General features: G+C 40.2%; 25 protein-coding genes. 14 read left to right on the top strand and 11 right to left on the bottom strand.

From position 1 onward, the window contains the following. Nucleotides 1-877 precede the first annotated feature (877 nt). The gene (locus NPE20_RS15030; RefSeq protein WP_256539497.1) at nucleotides 878-1033 is read right to left on the bottom strand and encodes a sigma factor; all 156 of its coding nucleotides are present in this window, start codon (nucleotides 1031-1033) and stop codon (nucleotides 878-880) included. Nucleotides 1034-2020: 987 nt separating this feature from the next. Between NPE20_RS15030 and NPE20_RS15035 the strand changes: the two genes are divergently transcribed. The 8 genes from NPE20_RS15035 (at nucleotide 2021) to NPE20_RS15070 (ending at nucleotide 11041) form a co-directional block, all read left to right on the top strand. Then, nucleotides 2021-2629 carry a TetR/AcrR family transcriptional regulator gene (locus tag NPE20_RS15035; RefSeq protein ID WP_256539498.1) on the top strand — a complete coding sequence of 203 codons (609 nt, stop codon included), beginning with the start codon at nucleotides 2021-2023 and terminating at the stop codon, nucleotides 2627-2629. Nucleotides 2630-2689: 60 nt separating this feature from the next. Next, nucleotides 2690-4045 (top strand): TolC family protein, encoded by a 1356-nt coding sequence (locus NPE20_RS15040; RefSeq protein WP_256539499.1) that lies wholly within the window; start codon nucleotides 2690-2692, stop codon nucleotides 4043-4045. A gap of 9 nt (nucleotides 4046-4054) precedes the next feature. Continuing rightward, the gene (locus NPE20_RS15045; protein ID WP_256539500.1) at nucleotides 4055-5107 is read left to right on the top strand and encodes an efflux RND transporter periplasmic adaptor subunit; all 1053 of its coding nucleotides are present in this window, start codon (nucleotides 4055-4057) and stop codon (nucleotides 5105-5107) included. Between the two features lie 4 nt (nucleotides 5108-5111). Then, entirely contained in the window at nucleotides 5112-8165 is a 3054-nt protein-coding gene (locus NPE20_RS15050) for an efflux RND transporter permease subunit (RefSeq protein ID WP_256539501.1), read from the top strand. Between the two features lie 94 nt (nucleotides 8166-8259). After that, nucleotides 8260-9036 (top strand): SDR family NAD(P)-dependent oxidoreductase, encoded by a 777-nt coding sequence (locus NPE20_RS15055; RefSeq protein ID WP_256539502.1) that lies wholly within the window; start codon nucleotides 8260-8262, stop codon nucleotides 9034-9036. Nucleotides 9037-9193: 157 nt separating this feature from the next. Further along, entirely contained in the window at nucleotides 9194-9418 is a 225-nt protein-coding gene (locus tag NPE20_RS15060) for a two-component regulator propeller domain-containing protein (RefSeq protein WP_256539503.1), read from the top strand. Nucleotides 9419-9462: 44 nt separating this feature from the next. Then, nucleotides 9463-10044 carry a Crp/Fnr family transcriptional regulator gene (locus NPE20_RS15065; protein WP_256539504.1) on the top strand — a complete coding sequence of 194 codons (582 nt, stop codon included), beginning with the start codon at nucleotides 9463-9465 and terminating at the stop codon, nucleotides 10042-10044. Nucleotides 10045-10162: 118 nt separating this feature from the next. After that, on the top strand, nucleotides 10163-11041 hold the full coding sequence (locus tag NPE20_RS15070) for an NmrA/HSCARG family protein (RefSeq protein WP_256539505.1): 879 nt from the start codon (nucleotides 10163-10165) through the stop codon (nucleotides 11039-11041). A 95-nt stretch (nucleotides 11042-11136) separates the two neighbouring features. On the opposite strand, the gene NPE20_RS15075 is transcribed toward NPE20_RS15070, so the two are convergent. After that, nucleotides 11137-11406: a beta/alpha barrel domain-containing protein gene (locus NPE20_RS15075; protein WP_256539506.1), complete on the bottom strand. Its 270-nt coding sequence runs from the start codon at nucleotides 11404-11406 to the stop codon at nucleotides 11137-11139. Nucleotides 11407-11623: 217 nt separating this feature from the next. Here NPE20_RS15075 and NPE20_RS15080 point away from each other — a divergent pair, with 217 nt between their 5' ends. The 6 genes from NPE20_RS15080 (at nucleotide 11624) to NPE20_RS15105 (ending at nucleotide 16422) form a co-directional block, all read left to right on the top strand. Next, entirely contained in the window at nucleotides 11624-12160 is a 537-nt protein-coding gene (locus tag NPE20_RS15080) for a glycosyl-4,4'-diaponeurosporenoate acyltransferase CrtO family protein (protein ID WP_256539507.1), read from the top strand. Between the two features lie 261 nt (nucleotides 12161-12421). Next, complete coding sequence (locus tag NPE20_RS15085) at nucleotides 12422-12769, top strand: DUF2200 domain-containing protein (RefSeq protein WP_256539508.1); 348 nt, start codon at nucleotides 12422-12424, stop codon at nucleotides 12767-12769. 245 nt (nucleotides 12770-13014) lie between these two features. After that, nucleotides 13015-13605, top strand: a complete 591-nt coding sequence (locus NPE20_RS15090; protein WP_256539509.1) for a TetR/AcrR family transcriptional regulator — start codon at nucleotides 13015-13017, stop codon at nucleotides 13603-13605. A 189-nt stretch (nucleotides 13606-13794) separates the two neighbouring features. After that, nucleotides 13795-14607 carry an SDR family NAD(P)-dependent oxidoreductase gene (locus tag NPE20_RS15095; protein WP_256539510.1) on the top strand — a complete coding sequence of 271 codons (813 nt, stop codon included), beginning with the start codon at nucleotides 13795-13797 and terminating at the stop codon, nucleotides 14605-14607. A gap of 23 nt (nucleotides 14608-14630) precedes the next feature. Next, nucleotides 14631-15398: an SDR family oxidoreductase gene (locus NPE20_RS15100; protein WP_256539511.1), complete on the top strand. Its 768-nt coding sequence runs from the start codon at nucleotides 14631-14633 to the stop codon at nucleotides 15396-15398. A gap of 22 nt (nucleotides 15399-15420) precedes the next feature. Next, a complete protein-coding gene (locus tag NPE20_RS15105; RefSeq protein ID WP_256539512.1) occupies nucleotides 15421-16422 on the top strand; it encodes an NADP-dependent oxidoreductase in 1002 nt (333 codons plus the stop codon). 123 nt (nucleotides 16423-16545) lie between these two features. Here NPE20_RS15105 and NPE20_RS15110 read toward each other — a convergent pair whose 3' ends face one another. The 9 genes from NPE20_RS15110 to NPE20_RS15150 form a co-directional block, all read right to left on the bottom strand. After that, nucleotides 16546-17151 carry a glycoside hydrolase family 108 protein gene (locus NPE20_RS15110; protein ID WP_256539514.1) on the bottom strand — a complete coding sequence of 202 codons (606 nt, stop codon included), beginning with the start codon at nucleotides 17149-17151 and terminating at the stop codon, nucleotides 16546-16548. 162 nt (nucleotides 17152-17313) lie between these two features. Further along, entirely contained in the window at nucleotides 17314-17679 is a 366-nt protein-coding gene (locus tag NPE20_RS15115; protein ID WP_256539515.1) for a VOC family protein, read from the bottom strand. 168 nt (nucleotides 17680-17847) lie between these two features. Then, the gene (locus NPE20_RS15120; protein WP_256539516.1) at nucleotides 17848-18897 is read right to left on the bottom strand and encodes a glycosyltransferase family 4 protein; all 1050 of its coding nucleotides are present in this window, start codon (nucleotides 18895-18897) and stop codon (nucleotides 17848-17850) included. Between the two features lie 503 nt (nucleotides 18898-19400). Beyond that, complete coding sequence (locus NPE20_RS15125) at nucleotides 19401-20429, bottom strand: LLM class flavin-dependent oxidoreductase (protein ID WP_256539517.1); 1029 nt, start codon at nucleotides 20427-20429, stop codon at nucleotides 19401-19403. Nucleotides 20430-20586: 157 nt separating this feature from the next. After that, entirely contained in the window at nucleotides 20587-21333 is a 747-nt protein-coding gene (locus NPE20_RS15130) for an amidohydrolase family protein (RefSeq protein WP_256539518.1), read from the bottom strand. Beyond that, on the bottom strand, nucleotides 21327-21701 hold the full coding sequence (locus NPE20_RS15135; protein WP_256539519.1) for a hypothetical protein: 375 nt from the start codon (nucleotides 21699-21701) through the stop codon (nucleotides 21327-21329). The genes NPE20_RS15130 and NPE20_RS15135 overlap by 7 nt, the downstream gene beginning before the upstream one ends. Nucleotides 21702-21767: 66 nt before the next feature. Beyond that, nucleotides 21768-22526, bottom strand: a complete 759-nt coding sequence (locus NPE20_RS15140) for a DUF481 domain-containing protein (RefSeq protein ID WP_256539520.1) — start codon at nucleotides 22524-22526, stop codon at nucleotides 21768-21770. A gap of 198 nt (nucleotides 22527-22724) precedes the next feature. After that, a complete protein-coding gene (locus NPE20_RS15145) occupies nucleotides 22725-25196 on the bottom strand; it encodes a glutaminase family protein (protein WP_256539521.1) in 2472 nt (823 codons plus the stop codon). 16 nt (nucleotides 25197-25212) lie between these two features. Next, a complete protein-coding gene (locus NPE20_RS15150) occupies nucleotides 25213-26289 on the bottom strand; it encodes a glycoside hydrolase family 76 protein (RefSeq protein ID WP_256539522.1) in 1077 nt (358 codons plus the stop codon). Nucleotides 26290-26302: the final 13 nt, after the last annotated feature.

The following is a 26302-nucleotide window of genomic DNA, read 5'->3' on the forward strand; positions in this document are numbered from 1 at the left end:
AAGCGCTTGTTACAGATATGGTACAGTCTGACCTGCATTTAGCAAAAAAGGACGAGCACATGAAAAAGGGCGGCTTTAAAACATTAAACTATTTTGAATAGTTTAACTCATTTCGGCATTATAATCAACTCATCGTTATCGGGTCTACCGGGACAACTGGTGCGGCAAAATTAATTAGCTCAAAAGTACCTAATGAGGGGTAAAGATGCCTGGGACATATAGTGCCAGATCAGCACCCATACCAGCAATACGATTTATGAGCGTTTCCTTCTATATCGCACTAAACCCCAGCCTCTCGATCATGACGGCTTTTACAATAATGTAATACCATTTTGCAGGGATAATATTGGAAAGCACTGCAGTGCAGCCGGCATATTTTCAATGGGAAACATAAAGCCACTGAACAGGGTGGTGGGCAATAGCATGGCCATTAATGAAATGAGCATGGCCACCTGCTGCGAACTGTTTTAACTGAAATAAAAATACCCAGCGTAAGGCAGGTTATAATAAAAAGTGTACTCTCGGCAAACAACAGAAAGACATTCCCGTTCACCGGCAAATCGAGTACAAAAACACTCAGTAATAAAATAGATGCCACACGTTAATGAGCGACAGCACAAGATAAGGTACTGCTTTTGACGTAATTACCAGCAATGGCTTAAAAGGCGAAACCAGCAGAATTTCCATAGTACGGTTTCCTTTTCCTTTAACGATGGATAACCGATTGTGCCGTTCATATGAGCATAAATAGAGCCCTAGGGCTGAATAGTATTATTCTGTTTATTGCCTTCATATTATTATTAATTGTAAATGAATTTATTGCTTGAAAAGTGGCCTGCGCTTTTCAAGCCTTTGTCTTTATACGGAATACCTTCTGTCATCCATAAGGGCTTAGGTCGTCCTTTACTACAATATCCCCCTTTTTCAGCCATAGGCTAAGCATCACGTCCATCACCAGTTCTTCGGCAATTTCCTCTTCTTTTGTAAAACTAAGCGCGTATCTATATAATTTAGTAAAATAACGACGGAACAAGGCATTAATGCAACTCCGCTGCCTTCTTTACATTGCTTTAAGGGTAAATGATCCGGTAAATCTCCTAAGATATGGGACATTGTTTGCACGCAGTTTTACACGAACAAAATTATACGATGGATATAAGACGTATGTTAACTGTCTATTAAGTGATTATTAAGTAAATAAAGTGATGCAGGGCACTATTGTGAAAACGATGTTCAAAGATGTTTTAGCGTAGGGGTCGGATGTTTAAACACCGTCGATTAAGAGTAATAATGGTACTTGGACTTATCCCATATATAATAGTTATGGCGTTGCTGGTGGCGGTTACGGTTTATCCGTTTATAGCAAACTATGCCTTTACATTACTCTTCATACTCACTGATAATAAGGCGATTCGTTGCAAATCTTCCAAAAATTGGTTCGACCTTTCAATCGTTGAGAGTACGAGTCCGTGGTAAAACGAAAAATCGTTTTACCACGGACTTTTTCATTTTAACTCACTGTTAATCTGAAACATGGATCAATCGAGGAGTTTACTAAACGCGTTCGATGCTCGTTTCCTTCAAGCACCCATTTTTTCAGGAAAGTCGAACTTTTCTTATTTCCTTTAGTAGAGTAATAATTATTTCTACCTCATCATTTACGAGTTTTCGCTATCTCTGGTAGAGTCTTCCTTATTATTGAATGTCACAAAGTAAGCAGGTCAAAAAACTCCTTTCATTATGCGGTTATAGTAATAGTTGTGGCCAGGACAATCGCAAAAATGGCAATCATAAACCATATACATAGACGGTCATCCCCTTTCCGTGATGTGAACTTTATCGTCCAATGTTTTCTGTTTTTAATGTCAGCTTTTAAAATGACACTTGTTATTTTTGTTTTATTGAACACTGTTCTATAAATTTGTATCGGCTTTAAATTATTCTAGGCAATCATGAAAAAAAGGATTGAAATTTAACCACACGAACGACGATCTTATATTTTTATCTTACCATCATTTAAATGAGCATAGCAGAACGAAAACAGGAAGAGAAGCAGGAAATGCATAAGCACATCCTCAATGGGGCGCGTAAAATTTTTTTAGAGAAAGGCTATGAAAAAACCAGCATGCGTAATATTGCCCAGGAGATCAACTATAGTCCGGGCTCGCTATACTTTTATTTCAGGGACAAAAGTGAAATTTTCCACGAATTGCATAAGGAGGGCTTTCGTTTGCTGCTTAACCAGTTAAAAGTACTGGAAAAGGTCGGCGATCCCTTTGAGCGGTTAAAGGCCTCCGGCCGGGTTTTTATTCAGTTTGCGCGGGAGAACAAAGATTATTACAACCTGATGTTTATTGTTGACGAACCTGTAAAAGAATCCCTGCCTGAAGGGTTCCAGATTGGCGAAGAGGCGATCAGTTATATGCAGGGAATGGTAAAGGAATGTCAACAGAAAGGCAAATTCAAGGATATGGACACAGAATATTTTACTTTCCTGATCATTTCCGTGGTACATGGCATCTGCGCACTTTTCTGTAAACACCGCAATACCAGCTTTACTGGTAAAACCGATGACGAGTTGATGGAGAACGGCTATGAGGCTTTTGTGGCTTTACTCGAAAAGAGTTAGCATATTTTTTTAGCAAATATTGAACAGTGTTCAAATTTATAACAACGATTAATTAACATCATGAAAAATCGAACCTTTTATTACTTCGCCCCCATCCTAATGGCAATTTTTGCCACTCAGATGGTGTATGGGCAGGGCAAGCTGGACGCATACATTCAGGAAGGACTTGCCACGAATCAAAGCATCAAACAACAAAACTTTGTGCTTGAAAAAAGTGTGTATGCACTCAAGGAAGCCAAAAGTATGTTCCTGCCGGAGGTTACTTTTTCTACCACTTACACAAAGGCAAACGGAGGGCGTACGATAGATTTCCCGACCGGCGACCTGTTCAACGGCGTTTACGCTACGCTGAACCAGCTGACGGGTACTAACGCTTTTCCGCAGCTGCAAAACCAAAAGATTCTGCTCAATCCGGACAATTTCTATGATGCCAAATTCCGCACGACCCTTCCCATCCTGAATGCGGAACTGATCTATAACAAGCGGATCAAAAAGCAGCAGGTAGACCTGCAAAAAGCCGAGGTATTGCTTTATAAGCGCGAACTGGTCAAAGAGATCAAAACGGCTTATTACAGTTACCAGAAAGCCGTGTATGCGACCGGTATTTACGAATCTTCACTTCGTTTGGTTGAAGAAGGCCAAAGGATCAATACCAAGCTGTACGAAAACAGCAAAGTGAACCGCACCGTCGTGCTCCGAAGCCAGAACGAAGTGTCGAAGATCAATGCTTCGCTCACCGGTTCCAGGAAAACTGCAGAATCGGCCCGCTATTATTTTAACTTCCTGCTGAACCGTCCGCTTACCGATAGTGTCATATTAGATGATATCAAAACACTTCCTGCCAGGGACCAACTGCTTGGAAACAGCGTTACCGGTAGAGAGGAGTTGTCAAAGTTACGAATAGCTAAAGACATTAACGGCAACCTGACCGGGCTGGCCAAATCCTATATCGTACCCAAGTTAGGAACCTTTATCGACCTGGGTTCGCAGGCCTTTGACTGGAAGTTCAACAGTAACAGCCGTTACTACTTGTTTGGAATTTCCCTGGAATGGAACCTTTTCTCTTCCGGAAAAAACAATTACCGGGTAAAACAGGCGATTGCCGACCGGGAGGCTCTGGCATCACAAACCGATTACGTACAACAGCAATTGTTTACGGAATTAAAGGTACGCCAGGCCAGCATGCAAAGCGCCATCGCGCAATACGAGGCAGCACAATCCCAATTAAAAACCAGTCAGATCTATTACGGGGATATGCTGAAGTTATACAAACAAGGCATGGCGATCTACATCGAACTGCTGGATGCCCAGAACCAGTGGATAGATGCGCAGCTTCACGCCAATATTGCTCTTTACGACACCTGGATCGCAGATGCCGCGATCGAACGCGCCAATGCCAGTTTCACCATTCAATAAAAACCCATCATGAAAAAAATAAAATTATTCAGTCTTGTTGCAGCCACTCTTATAGTCGTTGCATCCTGCAAAGAAAAATCCAAAGAAAAAGATCCTATTGGCGCACCGGATATCATTTCCGTTAAGGTTTCCAAGGTATCTGTTTTAGGCGTACCAGACCGCATTACTGCCACCGGCCTGGTCAGTACGGAGGATGAAGCCAAATACGCCTTCAAGATAGGCGGCGTGATCAGCCGCATCCTGGTACAGGAAGGCCAGTTCTTTAAACAGGGACAGTTGCTGGCAACCCTCAATTCCACCGAAATTTCAGCAGGTTTGGCGCAATCCAGTTTGGGCGTAGAAAAAGCGCAGCGTGACTATAACCGGGCACTTAATCTTTACAAAGACAGTGTTTACACTTTGGAACAATTGCAGAATACCAAAACAGCTTTAGATGTTGCCAAAAAATCCAGGGAAGCGACAGCTTTTAATGAGCGTTATTCGAAAATATACGCGGCATCTGACGGCTTTGTAAGCAAGAAGATAGCGAACGAAGGCGAAGTAATTGCCGAAGGAATGCCGGTGCTCCTTATAAACTCTACCGAACAGCACAACAGTTATTCGCTTAAAGTGGGTGTTACTGACCGGGAATGGGCCATTATTAAGCCCGCACAAACAGCCAAAGTAACGCTCGACGGCTATGCAGGTCAAACCTTTAATGCCACTGTGTTCCGTAAGTCGCAGGCAGCTGATCGTGAATTGGGCTCGTTCCAGATCGAACTTAAGCTGCAATTAAACGGTGCAAAGCCTGCGGTGGGCATGTTTGGCAAAGCCGAGATCGCTACACATCAGGATGAAAGCGTAATGGTAATTCCCTATGCGTCGCTGGTAGAGGCCGATGGCAACAAAGGATTTGTATTTACGACCGTAGGATTAAACCGGGTGAAACGGGTGCCGGTCAGCATTTTGAAATTCGATAATGAAAATGTTTATCTCAAAGATAAATTGGAAGGTATAGACCAGATCGTAGTTTCCAACAGCGCCTACCTCAACGAACAGTCTTTTATCAAAATTATTAAGTAAGGCCATGAAGATCACAAATTTTGCCGTTAAGAACTATCAGTTCACGCTGATCATATTCCTTTTGGTGGCAGTTGTCGGCCTGCTGACACTGTTCACTATGCCCCGTTCGGAAGATCCGACCACGCACCCGCCGCAGTATATCATTACGGTCATTTACCCGGGTACCAGTCCCAAGGATATGGAAGAGCAGGTAGTAAAGCCTATCGAAAATAAGATCTACGGGCTGGAAAATATTGAAAAGATCCTCACTACCGTAGAAGACGGCGTGGCGGTTATCCAACCTAAATTCAAATACGGTGTGGATGTAGACAATAAATACCAGGAAATTTCCACCGAGATAAATGCTTTGAAAAACAGCGAACTTCCCAAGGATATTTACCTGATCAAAACAGAAAAGGTTTCCTCATCAGATGTAAAGGTAATACAGGTTGCCCTGGTTTCCGACAATGCTTCTGGTAAAATGCTGCGGGACGAAGCAGACATCTTAAAAACACAATTAGAGAAAATTACCAACCTGAAAGAGGTGAAATATTTTGGTATGCCCGAGCAGGAGATCCGCATTGATATGCAGCTGGATAAACTGGCGCAACTCAAGATACCGCTTAATGTGGTCATGGGTAGTTTGCAAAGCGAAGCGGCAGATATTCCCGGAGGCAGCATTAACCTGGACAGCAAGGTGTTTAACGTCAAAACCAGCGGCAAATTCAAAAACACCGATGATGTGGCCAATACGGTTATTTATAATGCCAACGGCAAGATCATTTATTTGAAAGATGTGGCCACGGTAAGTTATAAGGACGGTACGGTCAACCACATCACACGGATAAATGGGCACCGTTGTGTGCTGGTTACAGCGGCTATGAAAGACAATGTGAATATTGCCAGCGTTCAGAAAGAATATTTACCGGTACTGGAAGCGTTTGGCAAAACCTTGCCGGAAAATATCCACATGGTCAAAAACTTTGACCAGGCTAATATGGTATCCGAGCGTTTGGGCCATTTGGGTTTTGATTTTAGTTTGGCCATTGTGCTGGTCGTGATCACTTTGCTGCCATTAGGCTTCAGGGCTTCCCTGATCGTAATGATCTCTATCCCGCTCTCCTTAGCACTTGGACTTATTGCCATGAATCTGTTGGGCTATTCATTGAACCAGCTGAGTATTGTCGGGCTGGTGGTCGCTTTAGGATTGCTGGTAGATGACAGTATCGTCGTCGTAGAAAATATTGAACGCTGGCTTAGGGAAGGGCATTCCCGTACGGATGCCATTTTTAAGGGAACGAAACAGATCGGTGCCGCTGTTGTTGGCTGTACCGCTACGCTGGTTATCGCATTCCTTCCGCTTGCTTTTTTACCCGATGTGGCCGGTGAATTTATCCGGAGCCTGCCGATGGCGGTAATGACCAGCGTTCTGGCATCTATGATCGTCGCTTTGACGCTTGTACCTTTCCTGGGTAGCCGGATGTTAAAAACCCATACGCATGGCGAGGGTAACTTCTTTTTAAAACACCTGCAAAGGTTTCTGACCAGATCTTACAGCCGCGTTATGCCGCTTGCCCTAAAATGGCCGAAAGCAACTATCGGCATATCATTAGCCTTAAGCGGACTGGCATTTTTCCTGTTCACATTAACCGGATTTAAACTTTTCCCCACGTCGGAAAAACCGATGTTCCTGATCAATATCAAAATGCCCCTACAGGCAGATATACCGGAAAGCGACCGGGCAACTAAACTGGTGGAAGGAGAATTGAAAAAACATAAAGAGATTGTTTATTACACCTCTAACGTAGGTAAAGGTAACCCACAGATCTATTACAATGTTCATCAGCAGGATGTAAAACCTGATTTTGCCCAGGTATTTGTCCAGTTGGATGATGAAGCTAAACCTGGCGAAAAAACAGATCTGATCAAACGATTGAGAAAGAAATTCAACGACTTCCCCTATGCTAGGATCGAAATAAAGGATTTTGAACAGGGAACACCTATCGAAGCAAATATTGTGGTAAGAGTATTCGGCGAGAACCAGGATACCTTACGATCCCTTTCATTTAAAGTGGAAGAGATCCTGAAGAAACACCCGGGCACATTCTTCGTCAATAACGAACTCAATACTTACAAATCCGACGTTAAAATAAAGATCGATAAGGAGAAGGCCCGTACTTTGGGTGTCCTAACCAGTGATGTAGACAAAGTCATCCGTATGGCGGTAGCGGGGCTGACCGTAGGGGATTATATTGATGACCGGGGCGATTCACGCAACGTAGTGATCACCATGCCCAGGGATAAGTTTTCCAATTTAAATGCACTTAAAAAACTTTATGTCAACAATGTGCAGGGCATCCCGGTGCTGGTAGACCAGATCGCTACGATCTCTTTTGAAACTTCACCCACCGCGATCAACCACTTTAATAAATCACGGTTTGCCAAGGTTACTTCCCTCACTAAAGAGCATGTACTGGCCAATGATATTCTCAAAGACGTCGTTCCGCAGTTAAATAATTTAAAGATGCCACCGGGCTATTCTTACAAGCTCTCCGGCGAGGCCGAGTCAGAAGGTGATGCGCTTGGCGGTAATTTTCTATCGGTGATCATATTAAGCACCTTCCTTTTCATCGGTGTATTGCTGCTGCAGTTTAAAACCTTTAAAGGGATCATTATTGTACTATCGATCATACCCCTGGGAGTTCTTGGCGGCGTGGTATTCCTGCTCTTCACCGGCAACCCTATGTCGCTGGTATCAATCATTGGTTTCATCGGGCTATCAGGTATACAGGTTAAAAATTCGCTGCTACTGGTTGATTTTACCAACCAGTTGCGCATGGAAGGACATAGTATCGATGAGGCCATCAGCATGGCCGGCGAAACCCGCTTTCTGCCGGTAGTGCTTACATCCATTACGGCCATTTGTGGCTTGCTGCCTATTGCCCTGAACCCTAATCCGCTTATCGCGCCATTAGCTATCGTATTGATCGGCGGATTGATCAGTTCTACCATCCTATCGAGGATTGTAACGCCGGTAATGTATAAACTGATACCGCCGAGCATTGAAGATGATTTATAATAAATGAATTAGAAAACTGTAAAAAACACATTGAAGAAGCTGATTATTAACACATTTTAAAATTCAAAAATCACTAACATAAATTTTAATCCACATGAAAGAATACATATTGCTCACCGGCGCATCATCCGGTATTGGCTACGAAATGGCCAATCAATTAGCAGCCAAAAGCTTGAATCTGATATTGGTTGCCCGCACTGAAACCAAATTGCAGCAAATGCAAACTGAACTAACAAACAAGTATGGCATATTGGTTCGATATTTCGTTGCAGATCTCTTTGATGTAAATGCTGCTAAAGACCTTTACAAAAATATCCAACAAGAAAATTTATTAGTAACCCACCTGGTGAATAATGCAGGTGTAGGCAACTATGGTAATTTTATTGAAACGTCATTGGAAGAAGAACTGAGCATGATCGAATTAAATATCTCCAGTTTGGTAGTACTTACCAAGCTCTTTGCAAAAGATATGGTCAGTCGCAAATCTGGTAGAATTATGAACATAGGATCACTGCTTTCATTTTTGCCATTTCCATATTTTGCAGTTTACTCTTCTACCAAAGCTTTCGTAAAGGCGTTTAGTGAAACGCTTGCTGCCGAATTGGATGGCACCGGCGTTATCCTTACATCGCTTTACCCCGGCACGGTAGATACAGGCTTTACCACAGAGAAGATGCAATCTACAAATCTTCATAAAACCAAGCCAATGCATCCCAAAGTTGTGGCAGCGCAAGGAGTGAAACACCTTTTACATGGAAAAGGGAAAAAAGTAGTTGGCTTTCAAAACTGGTTGAACTCAAAACTGTCAAGTTTTGTCCCTGATCTTATTATGATGAAGATAAAAAAGAATCTCGCAAGTATTAAATCGTGATTCTTTATAAATTAAATACCCAATACAATGAAAACGACAACACTATCAAGCATAACGTCAAGATTTTATTTACAAAGTTTACATTTTAGTTTACAATCCTGATTCTTCGGGCGGAAAGATCTCAAGGTAATTTCGCTGAATCAATTTTAATTAGGATATGAAAAATAAAAGAAACGTTTTTTACAGCCTGCTTATCATACTGGCAGGAGTAATTTATTCTCCCGTACAGGCTCAGCAAAAAAATGGCGCTCAAGATGTAGTTGAAACCAGAGACGTAACGACTTCTCACGGACCCAATCGCATTGTTCGTACAATCAAGCAAGATAGAAAGGGCAACATTTGGATTGCTTCATGGGAAGGTATTTCGAGCTACATTACGTAGCATTCTTTATATCTTTGCATTGGTTTAATTTATTATCAAAAACAATGCACAGCAAGCTTTTAGACTACATCAGGCAACATGCTACGTTGCCGCTTTCAAGTGATGAAGAAGGGTTAATTGTAGCTGCTTTTCAACCAAAAAAACTGAGAAAAAAGCAATATTTTTTGGAAGAAGGCAATGTGTGTAAATACGTTGGTTTTATTGTAAAAGGTGCAATGCGACAATACAGCGTAGATGACAAAGGTGCTGAGCATATTGTACATTTATATATTGAAAATTATTGGGTAAGCGACCGTGAAAGTGCTGTTATGCTTACTCCATCGAAATATAATATTGATACCTGGGAAGATACTGAACTACTCATTGCTAAAGTAGCAGATATGCTGGATCTGATAGAAAGAGTACCTTCATTTGGACAAATGACAAGATTAATGGACCAAAGAAGTTTCATTGTTTCGCAACGAAGATTGAATTCTACCATTAGCAATACAGCAGAAAAACGCTATGAAGAATTTGCCGATAACCACCCTCAATTTATTCAACGATTCCCTCAGCATCTCATTGCTTCTTTTTTGGGCATAACTAAAGAAACTTTAAGCAGAATTAGAAAACAAGCAATTAAATAAATTCTATTCTAATTTTTGATTTTACTAAAGCGTTGATAAATATCAACGCTTTTTTTTATCATTTATCATCGTTTCGGGGCGTGCTGTTGCTGCAATTTTACATCATAAAACAAAACAGATGAAAAAGCAAACAATAGTAGTAATTGGAGCAACAGGTGCACAAGGTAAGGGGATTGTAAATACCCTTGTGAATGAAGGCTCTTTCAATGTAAGAGCAGTAACCCGTAACCCAGAAAAATATACAGGCAAGGCAAATGAAGCAGTTTATGCAGATCTAAAAGATTTACAATCCTTAAAAGATGCTTTTACAAATGCTTATGGTGTATTTGTGGTAACCAACTTTTGGGAAGGTGCCGACGAAATTACTGAGGGTAAAAATGCTGTTGAAGCAGCAAAAGCAGCAGGATTGCAACATTTTATTTGGTCAACACTTCCGGATGTGGAGATCATTAGTGAAGGAGTATTTGAAGTGCCTCATTTTAGTAGCAAAGCCAAGGTAGATGATCTGGTAAAAAGCGCGGGGTTCAAATATACAACATTTGTTCAGCCGCCGTTTTATTTTCAAAACCTTATTGGAATGCTGAGGCCACAGCCAAAACAAGACGGTACAACCGGTTGGACATTACCAATTGACCCAACAAAAAAAGCGATTCACATGTCTGACATTAATGACCTGGGAAAAGTAGTTGCGGGTGCATTTTTGCAGCCCGAAAAAGTTGGAAACGGTAATTACCTTGCCATGGCAACGGGATTGTACAGTTTTAATGATATTATAGAAGCCTATAAAGCTAATGGCAAAGAGCACAGCTTTTCACAAGTACCAGCTGAAATATTTTCAACTTTTTTTGAAGGAGCAAAGGAGTTAGCAGAGATGTTTGGATATTTTGAAAAGCACACTTACATGGGGCCAGATTCAACATCACGAATTGAATTGGCAAAAGAAACTGCCACCCACAAATTTGTACCACTACAGGAATGGCTGAGTAAAAACAATTAAGAAAGATGGGCTCTATAAGCCGTAATAAAGAGGGTTGCTCTTTGAGCAACCTTCTTTAGGTTTTCAGTACAGGATTACTTACTCTGATCAACCTTTCAAGAATGGATAATCGTATATCCCATTTCTCCCCCACCATACATGGTAGCTCCATCTGGTACATTCAACTCGGCATTTAATTCAAAGCGCCTTGGCAAATCGGGGTTTGCTAAAAATAATGAACCGTAAGAAACCATTTTCGCAATTCCCCTTTTCAATTCAGCTTCTCCGCTTTCTTTATTGAACCCGACATTTGCGATGACGAGGTGTTTACTCACACTGCCGAATGTTTCTATAGCATCCTTCGGATAGGGCTGTAGTAAATTCAAAGATCATTGCAAGAAGATAAATGGTTAATACGTCCAAGGTTATGTAAATTTCTTAAAGTTTAAGTCAATATATTATTTTAATAATTTAGATTATTATGCTATCATCAAAACATAAAATTGTACAACTTAATTAAATGCAATTTTCGGTTTTAGCATCGCAGCCTATTGTATATTTGAGAGTTGAGCAACATCTTAGAATCCTAAACGAAAGTAATAAATGAGAAAACCTTTAATTTTAATTTCAATCGCAATAATTACAATTGGCGCAATTAGTGCCCTGGTTTATTATATTAGAATGGATGGTCTATCGTTCGCCTGGGCACTAAATTTTCTATTGATGCTATGTGTACTTGCATTTACTGAATCACTAAAAAGCCAACTTACTTCTTCTTACTATAATGAAAAGAAATGGGAACAGAGAGGAAAAATATATAAACATGTTGGAATAAATTTTTTCAGAAAACTATTGGTTTGGATTGGTTGGGAAAAACTAAATAAAAAATCTAACCCAATAGAAAAGAACACCAAAGCTTTGATGAATTTACATTATCAAACAAAAAAATCTGAACTGGGTCATGTAATTATCTTCTTTATAGTACTGGGATTTAATGTTTTCGTGGCATTCAAATTTGGGGTTCTCAAGTCTTTGTGGTTACTAATATTAAATGTCTTACTAAACCTTTATCCAATTTTTCTTCAGCGATATAATCGGCCACGAATAGAAAGAGCTATAAATTTAAGTAAACGGGGATAACGACGCTCGCACAATATCGGTTTGGCAATATGGCGGGTTAATGCTAAGTTTAAGTTCAGTTTTTCAATTTACCTTTAGTGTAAGTGAATTTCATGCCCAGATTGATCTCTTTGGGATGTAGCCGACAAATAAACCTAATTTCACAATGATCCGCCTTTGTTATTTCAATCCTATTCGATACCGCGCCCAGAATGGTTCGCACAAAATGTAATTCCATCTCTGATGTAAAACGAATAACTTTAAAAATTAATTACAGATAAAATGAACACAAGAATATATAAAATGTCTTTTGCGGGGGTTTATCCACTTTACATTCAAAAAGCGGAGAGAAAAGGACGCACTAAAGATGAAGTGGATGAGATCATATTTTGGTTGACAGGGTATGATAAACAAACATTTCAGCAACATATCGACAACAAAACCAACTTTGAAACCTTTTTTGCCCAGGCACCACAAATAAATCCAAATGTTTCCAAAATTACAGGCGTGATCTGTGGTTACCGCGTGGAAGAGATCGAAGACGAACTCATGCAAAAGATTCGCTATTTGGATAAGCTAATTGACGAATTGGCAAAAGGAAGGGCAATGGATAAGATTTTAAGGAAGTAGGTGATGGTAGCGAAGCCGGATCTATTCTGACTGGTTTTCCAACAAAATTGAATTTCTAAAGAGCTGTACGATGTTAAGGGTGCAGGACATGTATTCATTTTTAATCACTACGAAAGTTGACGCAAAACCTACTGTGTTTCAATCATTAAACAATTGTCATCTTCAGCTCATAAAGAAGCGGACGATGATTTAAATATTTTAAAATAAACTTTTTAGTATATTTTTGTGCTGTCAATTTAAGTGATATGACTACGAAGGCAGAAAGAACAAAACAATTTATTTTGGAAACAGCGGCCCCTATCTTTAACCGGAAAGGTATATCCGGCGCTAATATAGACGATGTGCTGGATGCTACTAAATTAACCAAAGGATGTTTATATGGGCATTTTGAAAGCAAGGAAGATCTGGCCTTACAGGTTGTTGAGTACATGCTGCAAAATAATGCCGAAAAAATGATGATAAACATCAACAGAGGCAAAACAGCTAAAGCAAAGGTTTTTGCTTACCTCGACTATTACAAGGATCCATTGGAAACGCATATTAAAGGCGGGTGCCCGGTATTTAACATGGCTGTAGAAGCCGATGATAATAACCCTGCAGTAAAAGAAAAGGTAACAGAAGTACTTCGTCAGGGACAGGAATTGTTTGTCAGCATACTAAATCAGGGAATGAAAAACGGTGAGTTCACAAATAAACTTGATGCTGTTGGTTATGCTTTTAAAGCCGTAGCTGCAGTAGAGGGCGCTGTAGTATTGTGCAGGATGATGAACGCGGCAAAGCCAATGCATGGCTTGATCAAGAACCTGAAAGCAGAATTAGAAAGCTATACCATTTAATTTTTTTTCAATTAAAATATACTTTTTAGTATATTTTAATTGAAAACTACCTTTAACTGATTGAGGAGATGAGCAGACCAAGACTTAGATAAATTTGTTAGGGAAGTATAATCAAATGGTTGAGACGCGCACCAAAATAGACTAAAAAGTATAAAATAAAAAAGACGATATAACAAAGAAATAAAAATCATGCAATTAAAAGGAAAAACAGTATTAGTCACAGGTGCCTCATCAGGCATCGGGCTGCTTGTAGCCAGCAAGCTCCACGAAAATGGTTACAAGGTAATCGGCACAAGCCGGGATCCGAAAAAACACCAGGCAAAATTACCATTTAAGGTACTGCCGTTGGATCTGAATGATGTCCATTCCATAGCATCATTTGGCAAGCATCTGTTCAGTGAGATAGAACAGTTAGATGTGCTGATCAACAATGCAGGTTACTTAGTAAACGGACTTGCCGAGGAAACCCCTATTGAGTTAGGCAGGCAGCAGTTTGAAACCAACTTTTGGGGAACCATCAAATTAACCAACGAGTTACTTCCCTATTTCAGAAACCAGAAACACGGAAAAATAATTACCATTGGTTCCCTATTGGGCTTAGTGAGTCTGCCAAATGTGGCCTACTACGCGGCTTCCAAACATGCTCTCGAAGGTTATTTTAAAGCACTTAGGTTTGAATTGAACCAGTTTAACATCAAGGTGGTTATGGTTGAGCCGATCGCGTTCAAAACCAATATTGGCGAAAGTGGAACTGTTGCAAAAGGAACCATCACAGACTATGATCTATTCCGGCAAAAGATAATCGCGTACACCAAAAAATCATTTGATAACGCACCCGAACCTACGCCGGTCATCAACACTTTACTGCAAACAGTGAAGGAAAAAGATCCAAAGTTTAGTTACCCTGTTGGAAAGGGATCATCAATTATACTCCTGCTTCAACATTTCGCCTATAAGGTTTTCGAAAAATCCATTCTTAAGTCGGTTAACGCTTCAAAATAGAATCAACAAAAGAAATAAAAATCATGCAATTAAAAGGAAAAACGGTATTGATCACGGGTGGTGCATCAGGTATCGGGCTGGAAGCAGCAAAACAATTTTTAGCCAACGGCGCCAGTGTGATCATCACCGGCAGAAACCAGGGAAAATTAGATGAAGCACGGAAACTTTATCCGGCAATTACAGCCATTAAAAGTGATGTATCAGACGCTGACGATGCGCAAACATTATTTAACCGGGTACAACAATTGGGCGGTATAGATATTTTATATAATAATGCCGGGGTATTAACCGACCCGATCAACCTCGGAACAGCAAACGGTCAGCATTTTGAGGACGCGGCGTACGAAATAAACGTCAATTACCTGGGCGTGATCCGGCTTAACAACCTGTTTATCGATATGCTGAAATCAAGGAAAGAAAGCGCGATCATCAACACCACTTCCTTACTCAGTTATGTCCCTTCATTGCTGGAAGCAACTTACGCGGCATCCAAAGTGGCATTACAGTTTTACACCAAAGCACTGAGAAAGCACCTGCAAATTTTGAACAGCAGCGTAAAGGTTTTTGAACTTTTACCTCCGCTTGTTGCCACGGGAATGACTGCTGACATGAACGGCAAAAAATTGACCACGGCAGATATGGTGAAAGCGTTTATTGCAGGCCTTAAGAAGGATCAGCTCACTATCCGTATAGGTGATACAAAAACAGTGTATATATTGAACCGGCTTTTCCCAAAAATGACTTTTAACTTAGCTAATCCTAAAAAAAGTTACAAAGTAATAGCCACATAGAAATCACGCTAACCATAAAAAAATGAAAGCATTTATCATAGACAAATATAAAAGCAAGGATGACGGGCGCATTGGGCAAATACCTGTTCCGGAACCGAAACCAGATGAAGTATTGGTAGAAGTACACGCTGCCGGTATAAACCTCCTGGATTCTAAAATTAGAAGCGGGGAGTTCAAACTCATTTTGCCTTATAAAACACCCTTTGTTTTGGGCCATGACGTTGCGGGTGTTGTAACTAAAGTGGGAACCCATGTACAACAATTTAAAGTTGGAGATGAGGTTTATGCGCGACCTGCAGATTATCACATTGGAACGTTTGCGGAATTTATTGCAATTAAGGAAGCAGATGTGGCCATTAAGCCGGAAAAACTGACCATGGAAGAAGCGGCGTCTATCCCCCTGGTTGGCCTTACCGCCTGGCAAGCCCTGATCGAAAGAGGGAACCTGCAGAAAGGGCAAAAAGTTTTTATCCAGGCGGGCTCGGGCGGTGTAGGCACGTTTGCTATTCAGTTGGCTAAGCACCTGGGCGCTACTGTGTCTACAACTACAAGTGCAGCCAACACCAAGTTAGTAAAAAGCCTGGGGGCAGATGTTGTTATCGATTACAAAAAAGATGACTTTGAGAAAATTCTTCATGATTATGATCTGGTTTTGAATAGTCAGGATGGGAAAACACTCGAAAAATCGCTGCATGTGTTAAAGGCAGGTGGAAAACTGATCTCGATCTCTGGCCCGCCTGATCCCGGCTTTGCGGAAGAAATCGGAGCTCCCTGGTTTGTGAAATTAATTATGCGCCTTTTGAGTTCGGGAGTAAGAAAGAAAGCTAAAAGGCTTAAGATAAATTTTTCCTTTCTTTTTATGAGGGCGAACGGAGAGCAATTAAAGGAAATTACCTCTCTTATAAATTCCGGCGCCATAATACCGGTTGTAGACAAAGTTTTCTCGTTCGAATCTATCAAAGAAGCGATGACCTATGTTGAAAGCGGCCGTGCCAAGGGAAAAGTGGTTATCAAAATTAAATAACAGCGTTATTGCTATAATGCATCGACTAAAAATACTTAAAAAGTATTCCTGCTCGTGGTTATAATTAACCCCTAATAATATGATTATTAGGGGTTTGTTTTAATAAGATCGTTTACCTATTAATTATACCTGATAAGGTTTAAGCCTGCTTAACCAGCTTGCTAAAAATTGCTTTTGTGAACCCGTTGCCAATGAATGGTAATAAGTTTCCCTTAATTGGTTATACTTTTTATAAATAGCTTCACCAGGCATTGAATTTATAGCATCAAGCGATTTTTTACCAATATCCCCGTCGCTAACTAAAGCCGGAGCTCCAGCCGGTCTAATATCATTATAAGCATTTTGTAACCTTTTGGCTGCTGTGCCGGTGCCGGAATTAACACCAAAGTCATAAACACTATTTGCTAACTGCTGGTCGTCTATAAAATCTAACTGATTTACATTCCAAAAGTTTTGTTTATAAAATTGCGAGATAAGATCATTGACAGGCTCTGTGGCAACCCGGGCAGAGGCGTTGATCCACCCAGCCAACGTGAATTTGTTTTTAATTTCAGCTGATTGCCCCGGATATTGATTTTTGTATTTATCAATAAATTCCCAGCCCTTCCAGTTTGGCCAAAAGTTTCTGGCAATGCCCGCATATGTCTCTCCCCCCCTATCTGATGGGTTGTTTGCATAACCGCCTTCGTTACGCCCGGTTATTTTTTCCGCTATCTTAAATTCTGCCATGGTACAAAAAATTATTATGTAAAAAAATAACCTCCTAAATAGATGTTAAGGAGTGGTGTGGTATAATTGGTGTTGTGATAATAGGCTTATAAGTATGAAGATAATAATAATATTTCCTAACAAAAATAGTTCACATATAGCCAACAGCAGCTATTAATTTAACTATTTGTAAAATTCTCCAAAATGCCAGAGGATCCCCGATGGGTCATGAACAAAACATTCTCTACCCCAGCCATTTACTCTAATTGGAGTTAATTTTACACCTTTATATTTAGTTGTAAGATCTAAAGCTAAAAGCTCGTTCCAATGCCGGGCAACATCTTCAACCTCCAAAAAAACCATTGTGTTGTCTATCCAATCCTTAACGTACGCATCTTGTAAATAAAACCCTAAACCATCCGTTTGAAAGTAAGACATGTTATAAGACAAAACCCTTTCCTGAAAGCCCAGGTCCAGGTAAAAACTTCTCGACAGTTCAAAATTCTCAGCCCCTATAAATGGTCGGATAGATTTCGCTTTATGTTCCATTACTTTCTCGTTTAATGTGGTTAATCTTTGCTGGGGGATGTTGTGGCGACATCAAAAAACGCGCGGCCCTAACTAATGTGAAGATAAAAAGTTTATTCGTTATTTCCTTTCTTCACAGCAGCGACTTAAATGCCGGGCATCGTCAAGCCCTTTATGAGTTTTCTATTTTCAAAATATAACTTTCCTAAATACTTTCTGGTAAAGTTCCATATGCCTTAACGAGTTACTATAAATATCGTAATTACCTTCTACTTCTTTCTTCAATACCAAAGCTTTTTTTAAAGCCAAGCTATAATTGTCTATCACGTTTTTTACTGCTAAATGAAAAGTGCTTACATCTGCAACATAGCTATTTTCGTTGTTTAATATTGCGGGGATGCTTCCTACCGGTGTTGCAATAACGGGGACACCGGCGGCACCAGCTTCCAGCAATGCTACGGGCATTCCTTCCCATAACGATGGCATAATTAAGCAGTGCGATTGGGAAAGTAGTTCAGGTATATCCTTCCTGTATCCCAGGAAATTAAAATAATCTTCGATCTTATTTTCGGCGATCTTTTTTACAAGCTGATCTTTTAACCCTCCTACACCAACAACATTAATTATAAAAGAATACTCTTCTTTCAAAAGCAGCACCAGGTCAACAAAATAGAATGGGTTTTTCTGCTCTTCCATGCGGCCTACAACCAAAATTGTAAACAACTCCGGGGGATTGTGCGGCTGTTGAAACCTGGAAATATCAATTCCGTTAGAGATAACCACAGAATCAGATTTTTGATACCACTGCCTTGAATTTTCTGAAAGAATTATATCGGCATTTCTTAAGGGCCTGGTTAAGAAAAGTATAACCCTGCGATACCAACGCTTTACATAATTATTATTCAAAGTAAAAACCAGTGGCACTGAAGGTTTTAAAAGTTTTATAAAACAGCCAAACATTGCTGCATGGAACATATGCGCATGGATCAATACCTCTTTATTATCATTTACAATAGCTAAGAGTTTTTTAAAACCAGCTACAACTTGCGTAGGTTTATTAACCCCCAACGATATTGTAGTAATTCCATTATCAATAAATTTCTGTTTTATTATGTCAATATCACTTATACTTATAACATATACTTTATAGCCCTGAAGCTTAGTTTGATTAGCCAACTCTAAAACAAAATGCTCGGCTCCGCCACTTCCTAAACCAATTAATAAATGAATTATGGTCATTATTTACATTTTAAATTGTTATGTTTTTAAAGGGATTCCTTAATAAAAGACGTCTGATAAGTATCGAATCAAATAAACACAGTAAGTAAAGTACTTGCTGTAAATCATCCTCGCGTCCGAAACATTTCGGTTTCCTATGAATGATCGAATTAACGGCGCTTTTAATATATTACTTGCCTGGCTTTAATTGCGGCTGATCGTTTCGGGGTAGATGATTTGGTGATCGGTTAAGTATACCCGGTTCAACTAAAGTTGAATAAAGATAAATGCTTAATAGATAAATTTGTTACACAATAAGTTACACAATAAAATGCAACTATATGCTTTCCTGCCTCACACCTATTGTAATTAATTTATAATTAAGAAGATAAGCTACCGGCTTTTGTATTAGTTTCATTGCCATATAATGAGGCAATATGCTGCTAGTTTTTTTGACACAAGATTGCGGTTGGTGTGTTATTCACCAGATATAATTGATTCTCTTTTTTAGATTATATAAGAGTCTATTTAGTATGCTGATTAACCAACGGGATTAAACGCTGGCCAATTAATTCAATAGATTGTAATAGTTTAGCCTGCGGTAGTGCCGCCTGGTCCATTTGAAATGTAACCCTGGAAACCCCGCCTAACGCTTCACTATGACGAATTATTTTTTCGGCTACTTCTTCCGGGCTGCCTATTAATAACGCGCCTGTGGGGCCGGTTTGCGCATCATATTGCGTGCGGGTAACGGGTGGCCATCCACGTTCCTTACCTATTCTGGTAAATACTTCTGCGTATCCGGGATAAAAATCATCGGTGGCCTCTTTTGTTGTGTTCCCTACGTAACCAATGGAATGCAAACCAACTTTTAAACGATCGGGCGAATGACCAGCTTTTTCTCCTGCCTCGCGATAAAGATCAATCAGCGGCCTAAAGCGGTGCGTTTCGCCGCCAATAATAGCAACCATTAAAGGCAGCCCTAAAATGCCGGCCCTAACAAATGATTGAGGAGTGCCACCAACACCTAACCAGACAGGCATTGATGATTGAACAGGCCGTGGATAAATGGATTGATTATGCAGTGGTGCACGATACTTGCCCGACCAGGTAATGGTTTCATTATCCCTGATCTTTAATAACAGATCAAGCTTTTCGGCGAAAAGCGAGTCGTAGTCTTCCAGTTTATAACCAAAAAGCGGATAGGCCTCTATGAATGAGCCGCGCCCGGCCACAATTTCTGCACGCCCATTAGAGATAAGATCTAAAGTAGCGAAATTTTGGAATACCCTTACCGGGTCGGCCGCACTGATAACGGTTACCGCACTTGTTAAGCGGATACGTTTGGTACGTGCCGCTGCTGCTGCAAGTATCATAGTTGGTGCCGAATCTAAAAACTCTTTCCGGTGATGCTCCCCAATACCAAATACGTCCAGCCCTGCTTTATCTGCATGTTCAATCCGTTCCAGTAATTGGCTAATTACATCGGCGTTAGTTTTATCCTTTGTATCATTGAACATCGCCGCGGCGAAGCTATCTATCCCTATTTCCATGTTACAATTTAAATTGATGTTTAAACAAGTATCTACAAGTGTAGGTATATTTTGCTGTAAAAAGAACAGCAGTTATTCTTTTGAATAACTGCTGACAATTGCTTACCGCTATAACTTTAGATTACAGAGCAAAACCTCTATTAATCTTATTTAATTATTACACACCCTTTGAAAGCCATTTTTGGGCGTTTATATAATAGATCTTATCTACAACCTTTTTTGGCAATTTTAACCCCTTAAGCCTCCCAAATCCTTTTAGGGTGATGGTATCATTGGTCACATAAAATTTCCAGTCGCTAACCCATTCGGCATGTATATCTTTTTCTAATTCTGTTTTATTTGAAGTTGCATTAACCGCCCTGTCTGTTCCATAAACCAATCTATCCTGATATTTAACAAAAAAATCGTGGGTTTTTTGCCAGTTATTTAATGCGTGCAATTGTAAATTAGACATTCGCGACAGATCGACACTCATATTCGGATACTTATCCAGCCGCTTTGCCAGCTCATCAAGGCTCCACTCTAAGCTTCCTAAATGTGCCCCTATAAATTTTAAATGGGAATGCTTCTTCAGCATATTATCCCTTGCATCCATTTGATCCTGATACGAGGGGTATTCAGGGTGCAGGTACATATGATACTCGGGATGGGCGCCATAATAATCCCTGCTGAATATCATTTTATCAAGTGGTAACCAGCAATCTTTAGGTTCACCGTTATGACCTATTACGGGGATATTATTTTTTTCGAGATAGCTTATAATAGAATCAATTCTTGGGTTATCAACCATCACAAACTTTCCGTTTTTATCCCGCAGGTCCATCCCAATATTCTTCCATATTTTAACAGCCCTTGCACCCTGCGAAAATGAATGCTTCAGATCGGCTATGGTTTTTTCTACCAATCGCTGCTATTCCAATCCTTTACAGAAAAAGTAGTGGCGAAGGCCATCTGATCAGGGAACTTCCCGAGGTCAGAGATGCCAATTTTTTGTTGCTTCGCCATAGTTAATCCAAATGGCCTGTCGTCAACAATATCTAAAAACTTAAAGTTATCTTTTTGGGCCTGGTTTATAAAAGTGGTTTCGTTTGTGTTAATATGAATGTGAACATCAAACTTTTTAACCGAGCTAAAATCTTCAGCAGTATAATAAACCGCTTCCGCCTGCTTCGTTTTAACAGGCCCGGTGTGGGTATGCATAGAACCATTTAACAGGCCGGGGAACGATAGCGATAATATGCCTAATGATGCGAATCTAAAAAAACTATTCATGATGGATTGAAAGTACACAAAGAAAAAGTATATATTATATCGTCCCATATATAATTAGCTACTAACTTAAAACCACTTCTCAATCGTTAGGCCATATGTAAACAGCAAGTTTTCACTGCTGGTGCGGTTAACACGGTTATAATTAAGTGAAGTGGTAAGGCTCAGCCACTTTTGTAGTTTAAAAGATAGGTTGGTGGTTGACCGTATAATGTAATCGCTCCCCCTATCGAACGAATTTTGCAGAAAATTCGATCCATCTATTATTACCCTGTTTTTGATATTAAACCTAAAAGATAGCCTGAACGAATTGCGGTAGGTTTCATAAACATCACGGGTGTTGTTGGCAAGCATCAGATCGCTTGTGTCGAACAGTATGCCGTCGCTAATATTCAGGTATGTATTTTCACTATCAAATAAACTGTAAGCAACGCCCGCCCCTGCCAGCAGTTGGTTATTAATTTTTAACGAATAACTGGTATTGTAATTGGCCAGTCCCCAGTAAAAAAAGTGTGGAAACGTTTTATACAGGTTAAAATCGAGCGCGGTAGAAAAATCATTATTGCTAACGTTGCCGTTTTGCTTACCGTAGATCCAATTATTAGTAAAATTTAGCGATACGCTTTTCTTTTTAATATTAAACTTAAAAGCGTTATTTAACAGGTAAGCCGTACCATCATTTGTTTTATTGATTGAGCCCGAAGACAGGAAAGCGGTATGGTAACGTGTAGTATCGTTAAACTGCGCATAGGCGGCGTTGCAACTTAATATAGCCACACATAATACTATCGTTTTTAATACATTAAACTGGTTTGTTTTTTTCGGCATGCATGATATATTACTCCATGTAACCTAAATACAGTGATTACAGTAAAGATTAACAGGCTAACTAATAAATTGGTTTTATTTCAATTCCTTATCATTCTCTCATTAGCTTCCCTCCTAACTGATAGTATGTTAAAACAAAAGCCCGGTCGCATAATTTTTGCGCCGGGCTTTTGTTTGATTATTGATTTGGTGATCTGATTACTTTTTTAACCATTGTTGTTCCAGTATTTTCATAAAATACCCTCCTACCACACTACGTGCCTGGAAACCCACTTGTTTTCCGTTAGTAGTTTCGTGCCAGTCGCTTATAGGCACATGTGATGATGTTTCGATAGCATATTTATAAATAGGATCTGTTAAGGCTTTAAAATCTTGCGGATTATCGGCCAAGGTTGCTGTCCATACTATCCAGTCAGATTTTGTATAGGTTTTACGGCTATCCAACGGCAAGCCATATTCGTTTTGTTTTGTCAGATAGTATTTTATCTCTTTTGTGTAAACCTCTTTAGGGAACAGGTTAAGGCCAAGCAGCTTATCCCACACAAGGTTATATTTTTGGCTCCAGGTATCAGGTTTTTCAAAAACCAGCGAATAGTGGTCGCCGGCATCGGCCATTTTCATCCACTTAGCTACAAAATCTTTTGCAATGCCGTGGTACTTAATAGCGGTAGCTTTATCGCCCTGCATATCAGCCAGCATAGCATAGGCAGCAATACCGTTTATAGCTTTTAATGATAAGTTTGCATTACGAGCCAAATGCCCCGCAAAATCGTCGGTACAAAGCTGGTTAGCCGGGTCAAGCCCTTCTTTTGTTAAATAATCAACCCAGGTAGTTAAAGTGGCCCAGTGCTTTTTAGCATAATTGGCATTACCCTCAGCTTTAGCTATGGCGGCAACCAGCAGCAACATATTGCCGGATTCTTCAACAGGCATTCCCTCGCCATAAGTTTGTCCGTTTGCAAACGGATAGGTACCCAGATCATGCGCTGCAAACGGATGTTTAAATTTACCTGTTTCGCTAAACTCAAAAATACCGTTCAGCATACCTTCTGCAAGCTTTGGATTGTATATTAAAAACAAAGGTGCCGATGGATAAGTAACATCAACCGTATTGATGAAACCACCGCTAAAGTTTTCTTTAGATAACCATAGTATTTCGCCTTTAGGGCTTTGCGCCAAAATATGGGCCGCAATTGCCTGCCGATAAGCAATAGCGCAAAGTTTAGCATACGCTAAACCGCCTGCTGCAGATGCCTTAACATTCATGGCGTTATCAAATGCTTTACATTTAGCAATAATGCTCTTATAATCTATAGCAGCTTGTTTTAATTCGCCGATAATGGTTTTGTTGCCATTTTTGTTCCACCATGGCCTAAGGTTTTTACCAAAGTACTGTACAGAGTATATATCGTCGTAGCCTATCTCCATAAACTTCTCTACTGCCATGTTACCAACTTTACCAAACGGGATAACGGTGTTTAAAAAAGCGTCCTCGCCACCTTTTGCGGTAGCCACTGTTGGTGTGCTTGTAAACGAACCAACCGACTGGCTGTTATTAGTAATAAATTGTGTTGCTTTTGCAGATACCGGCGCAGCTACATACATATAACCCCAATCTATCCGCATGTCGTCGCCTTTCTTTTGCAGTATGGGTTGCTCTTTGGTACCCGCCTTTAAAATCGACAGGTCATTTGCTATATATTTTTGCGTTATAACCGCCTGGTTGGGCTTATAACGCGCCACATCTGCCGAAGCACCAAAATAAACTTTCACATTATGCGGTTGGCCATTATTTGATTTTACGCTGTAGCTAACATAAGTAACCGGCCTTGATAACAGATCAAGGTTATCCATTAATAATGGCGAAGTAAATGTTACCTGCAGATCTGCTTTACCACAGGTAAAATTGTAAACGGTTTGCGTAGCATTAACAATTACGCCGGTTTGTTTGGCTACTTTCAAATCTTTGTTTACAACAGGCTTTATTTCATCTGCCAAACCTGCATCAAGCCATGCGCCGCCGCCTGTATTTACACAATGCATAGCCAGCACGTTCTCGCCTTCTTTTAACTTACCGGCAATGTCACCTTTTGTTTCAACAGGCACTAAGTCGCCATTTGCACCGGTACTTACGTTTATCTTTTCACCGTTCAAATACACTTCGGCATCATCATCATGATGAAGTTTAAGGATCAGCTTATTTATCGGTGTTGTTTTCTTGTAGATGAAAGTCCGGCGCACCCAAAGGTCACGGGTTTTCCAAAGCGTTTTGGCCATCTTAGGATCATCGCTAAATGGAGCGGTGCCGGTTTTCCATTTTTCGTCATTAAAACCCTGGTTCTCCCAACCATCAGCAGGTTTGGTTTCGGTAAATTTACAGGTGTATGGTTTGGTATCACCATCGGCTAAAACCGTACGATAAGACATAGGCTCTTTACCCAAAAAGCGATATGTTTCGCCATCCACCTTTATTAAACCCAGTAAAGATTGGTTCTTGCCCGTCCAATGGCGTGTTGTAGATTCGTTCAGATTATCTGTAAACGACCATACGCTAAAATAGGTATTATGCGTAATAAGCGGATACGCAGGCGCTTTGGTAGCCTGGGCATTTGCAAAATTGCTGACAAACACGCCAGCAAGCAGGCAAACAATTTTTAAAGGGCTTTTCATAAGTATATGTATATAATTAGTATTCGGATTTTAATTTTTGTAAACGGGCATAGGTTTCCAGCATGGCTGCCTGGTCAATTAAGGTCTTAACTTTCCTGGTACCTATCAAGTTTTGCTCGTCTTTCTCGTCTTTCCATACGCGCTCGGCATCATCAATAATAAACTGCAGCTGTTTTTTGTTTTTATCTACCTTGTATAGCTCTAAATAGCCACGTATCAGCACAGCGTTAAACCAATAATTATTGGGCAATTTACCATTACTGTAGAAATATTTTTCTGAAGCTACGGCTACATTACGGGCATCATCAAGATATTTTTTATCCTTAGTGATATTATATAGCACCACACCAGCTTGCAGCATAGTACCTGCATTATAGGTATAATATGCCGAATCAATTTTTAACGATGGCAATTTAATAGCATCATAATAAACCCCATTAGTGGCAAGCAGGTTTTTCTTTGTCCAGTTGTAAACCTTAATAGCTGTATCTAAGTAAGCCTTCTCTTTAGTAGCCTGATATAAACGAAGCGCCACTAAAATCCCCGGCCCGTTAGAGCAGGTATTTTTACCTTTTAGGTTTCCTTCTTCCCAGTAAAAACCACCGCCGGCAACATCGTTTAAACCGGTTAGCAGGAAGCGATAGATCATTTTTGAGGTTTCCAGGTATTGCTTATTATGGGTACGGCCATAAGCATCCATCAGGGCGATAGCAATCCATTCGTTATCGTCATAAAAACGAGGGTCGGTTTTTTCTTTTACTACCATGGCCTGGTAACCCGGCGCGGGTGGGCGGGCGGTATAATACTGGTCAATGGCCTTCATTACCGGTGCAATGTAATGTTTTGAAGGCTCCAGCACCTCCATCTCATTAGCGGCTTGTATCATAGCGCATAACGGCCACAGGAACGAGTGGTTACCTTTATTTTCGGTAACGTTGTTTGTTTCCATGTACAAACCGGCCTTTTCATCATAAAGCTTATCGTAAATATTTTTATTGATAAGCTGGATGCGGCTTTTATAATCAACAGTTTGCGCTATGGAACTAAAAGCCATGGCAAAGCCCAGTATCACGGTTAATGATAGGTATTTCATAGGGTTATGAATA

This window comes from Mucilaginibacter aquariorum (genome assembly GCF_024498135.1).
Taxonomy (GTDB): domain Bacteria; phylum Bacteroidota; class Bacteroidia; order Sphingobacteriales; family Sphingobacteriaceae; genus Mucilaginibacter; species Mucilaginibacter aquariorum.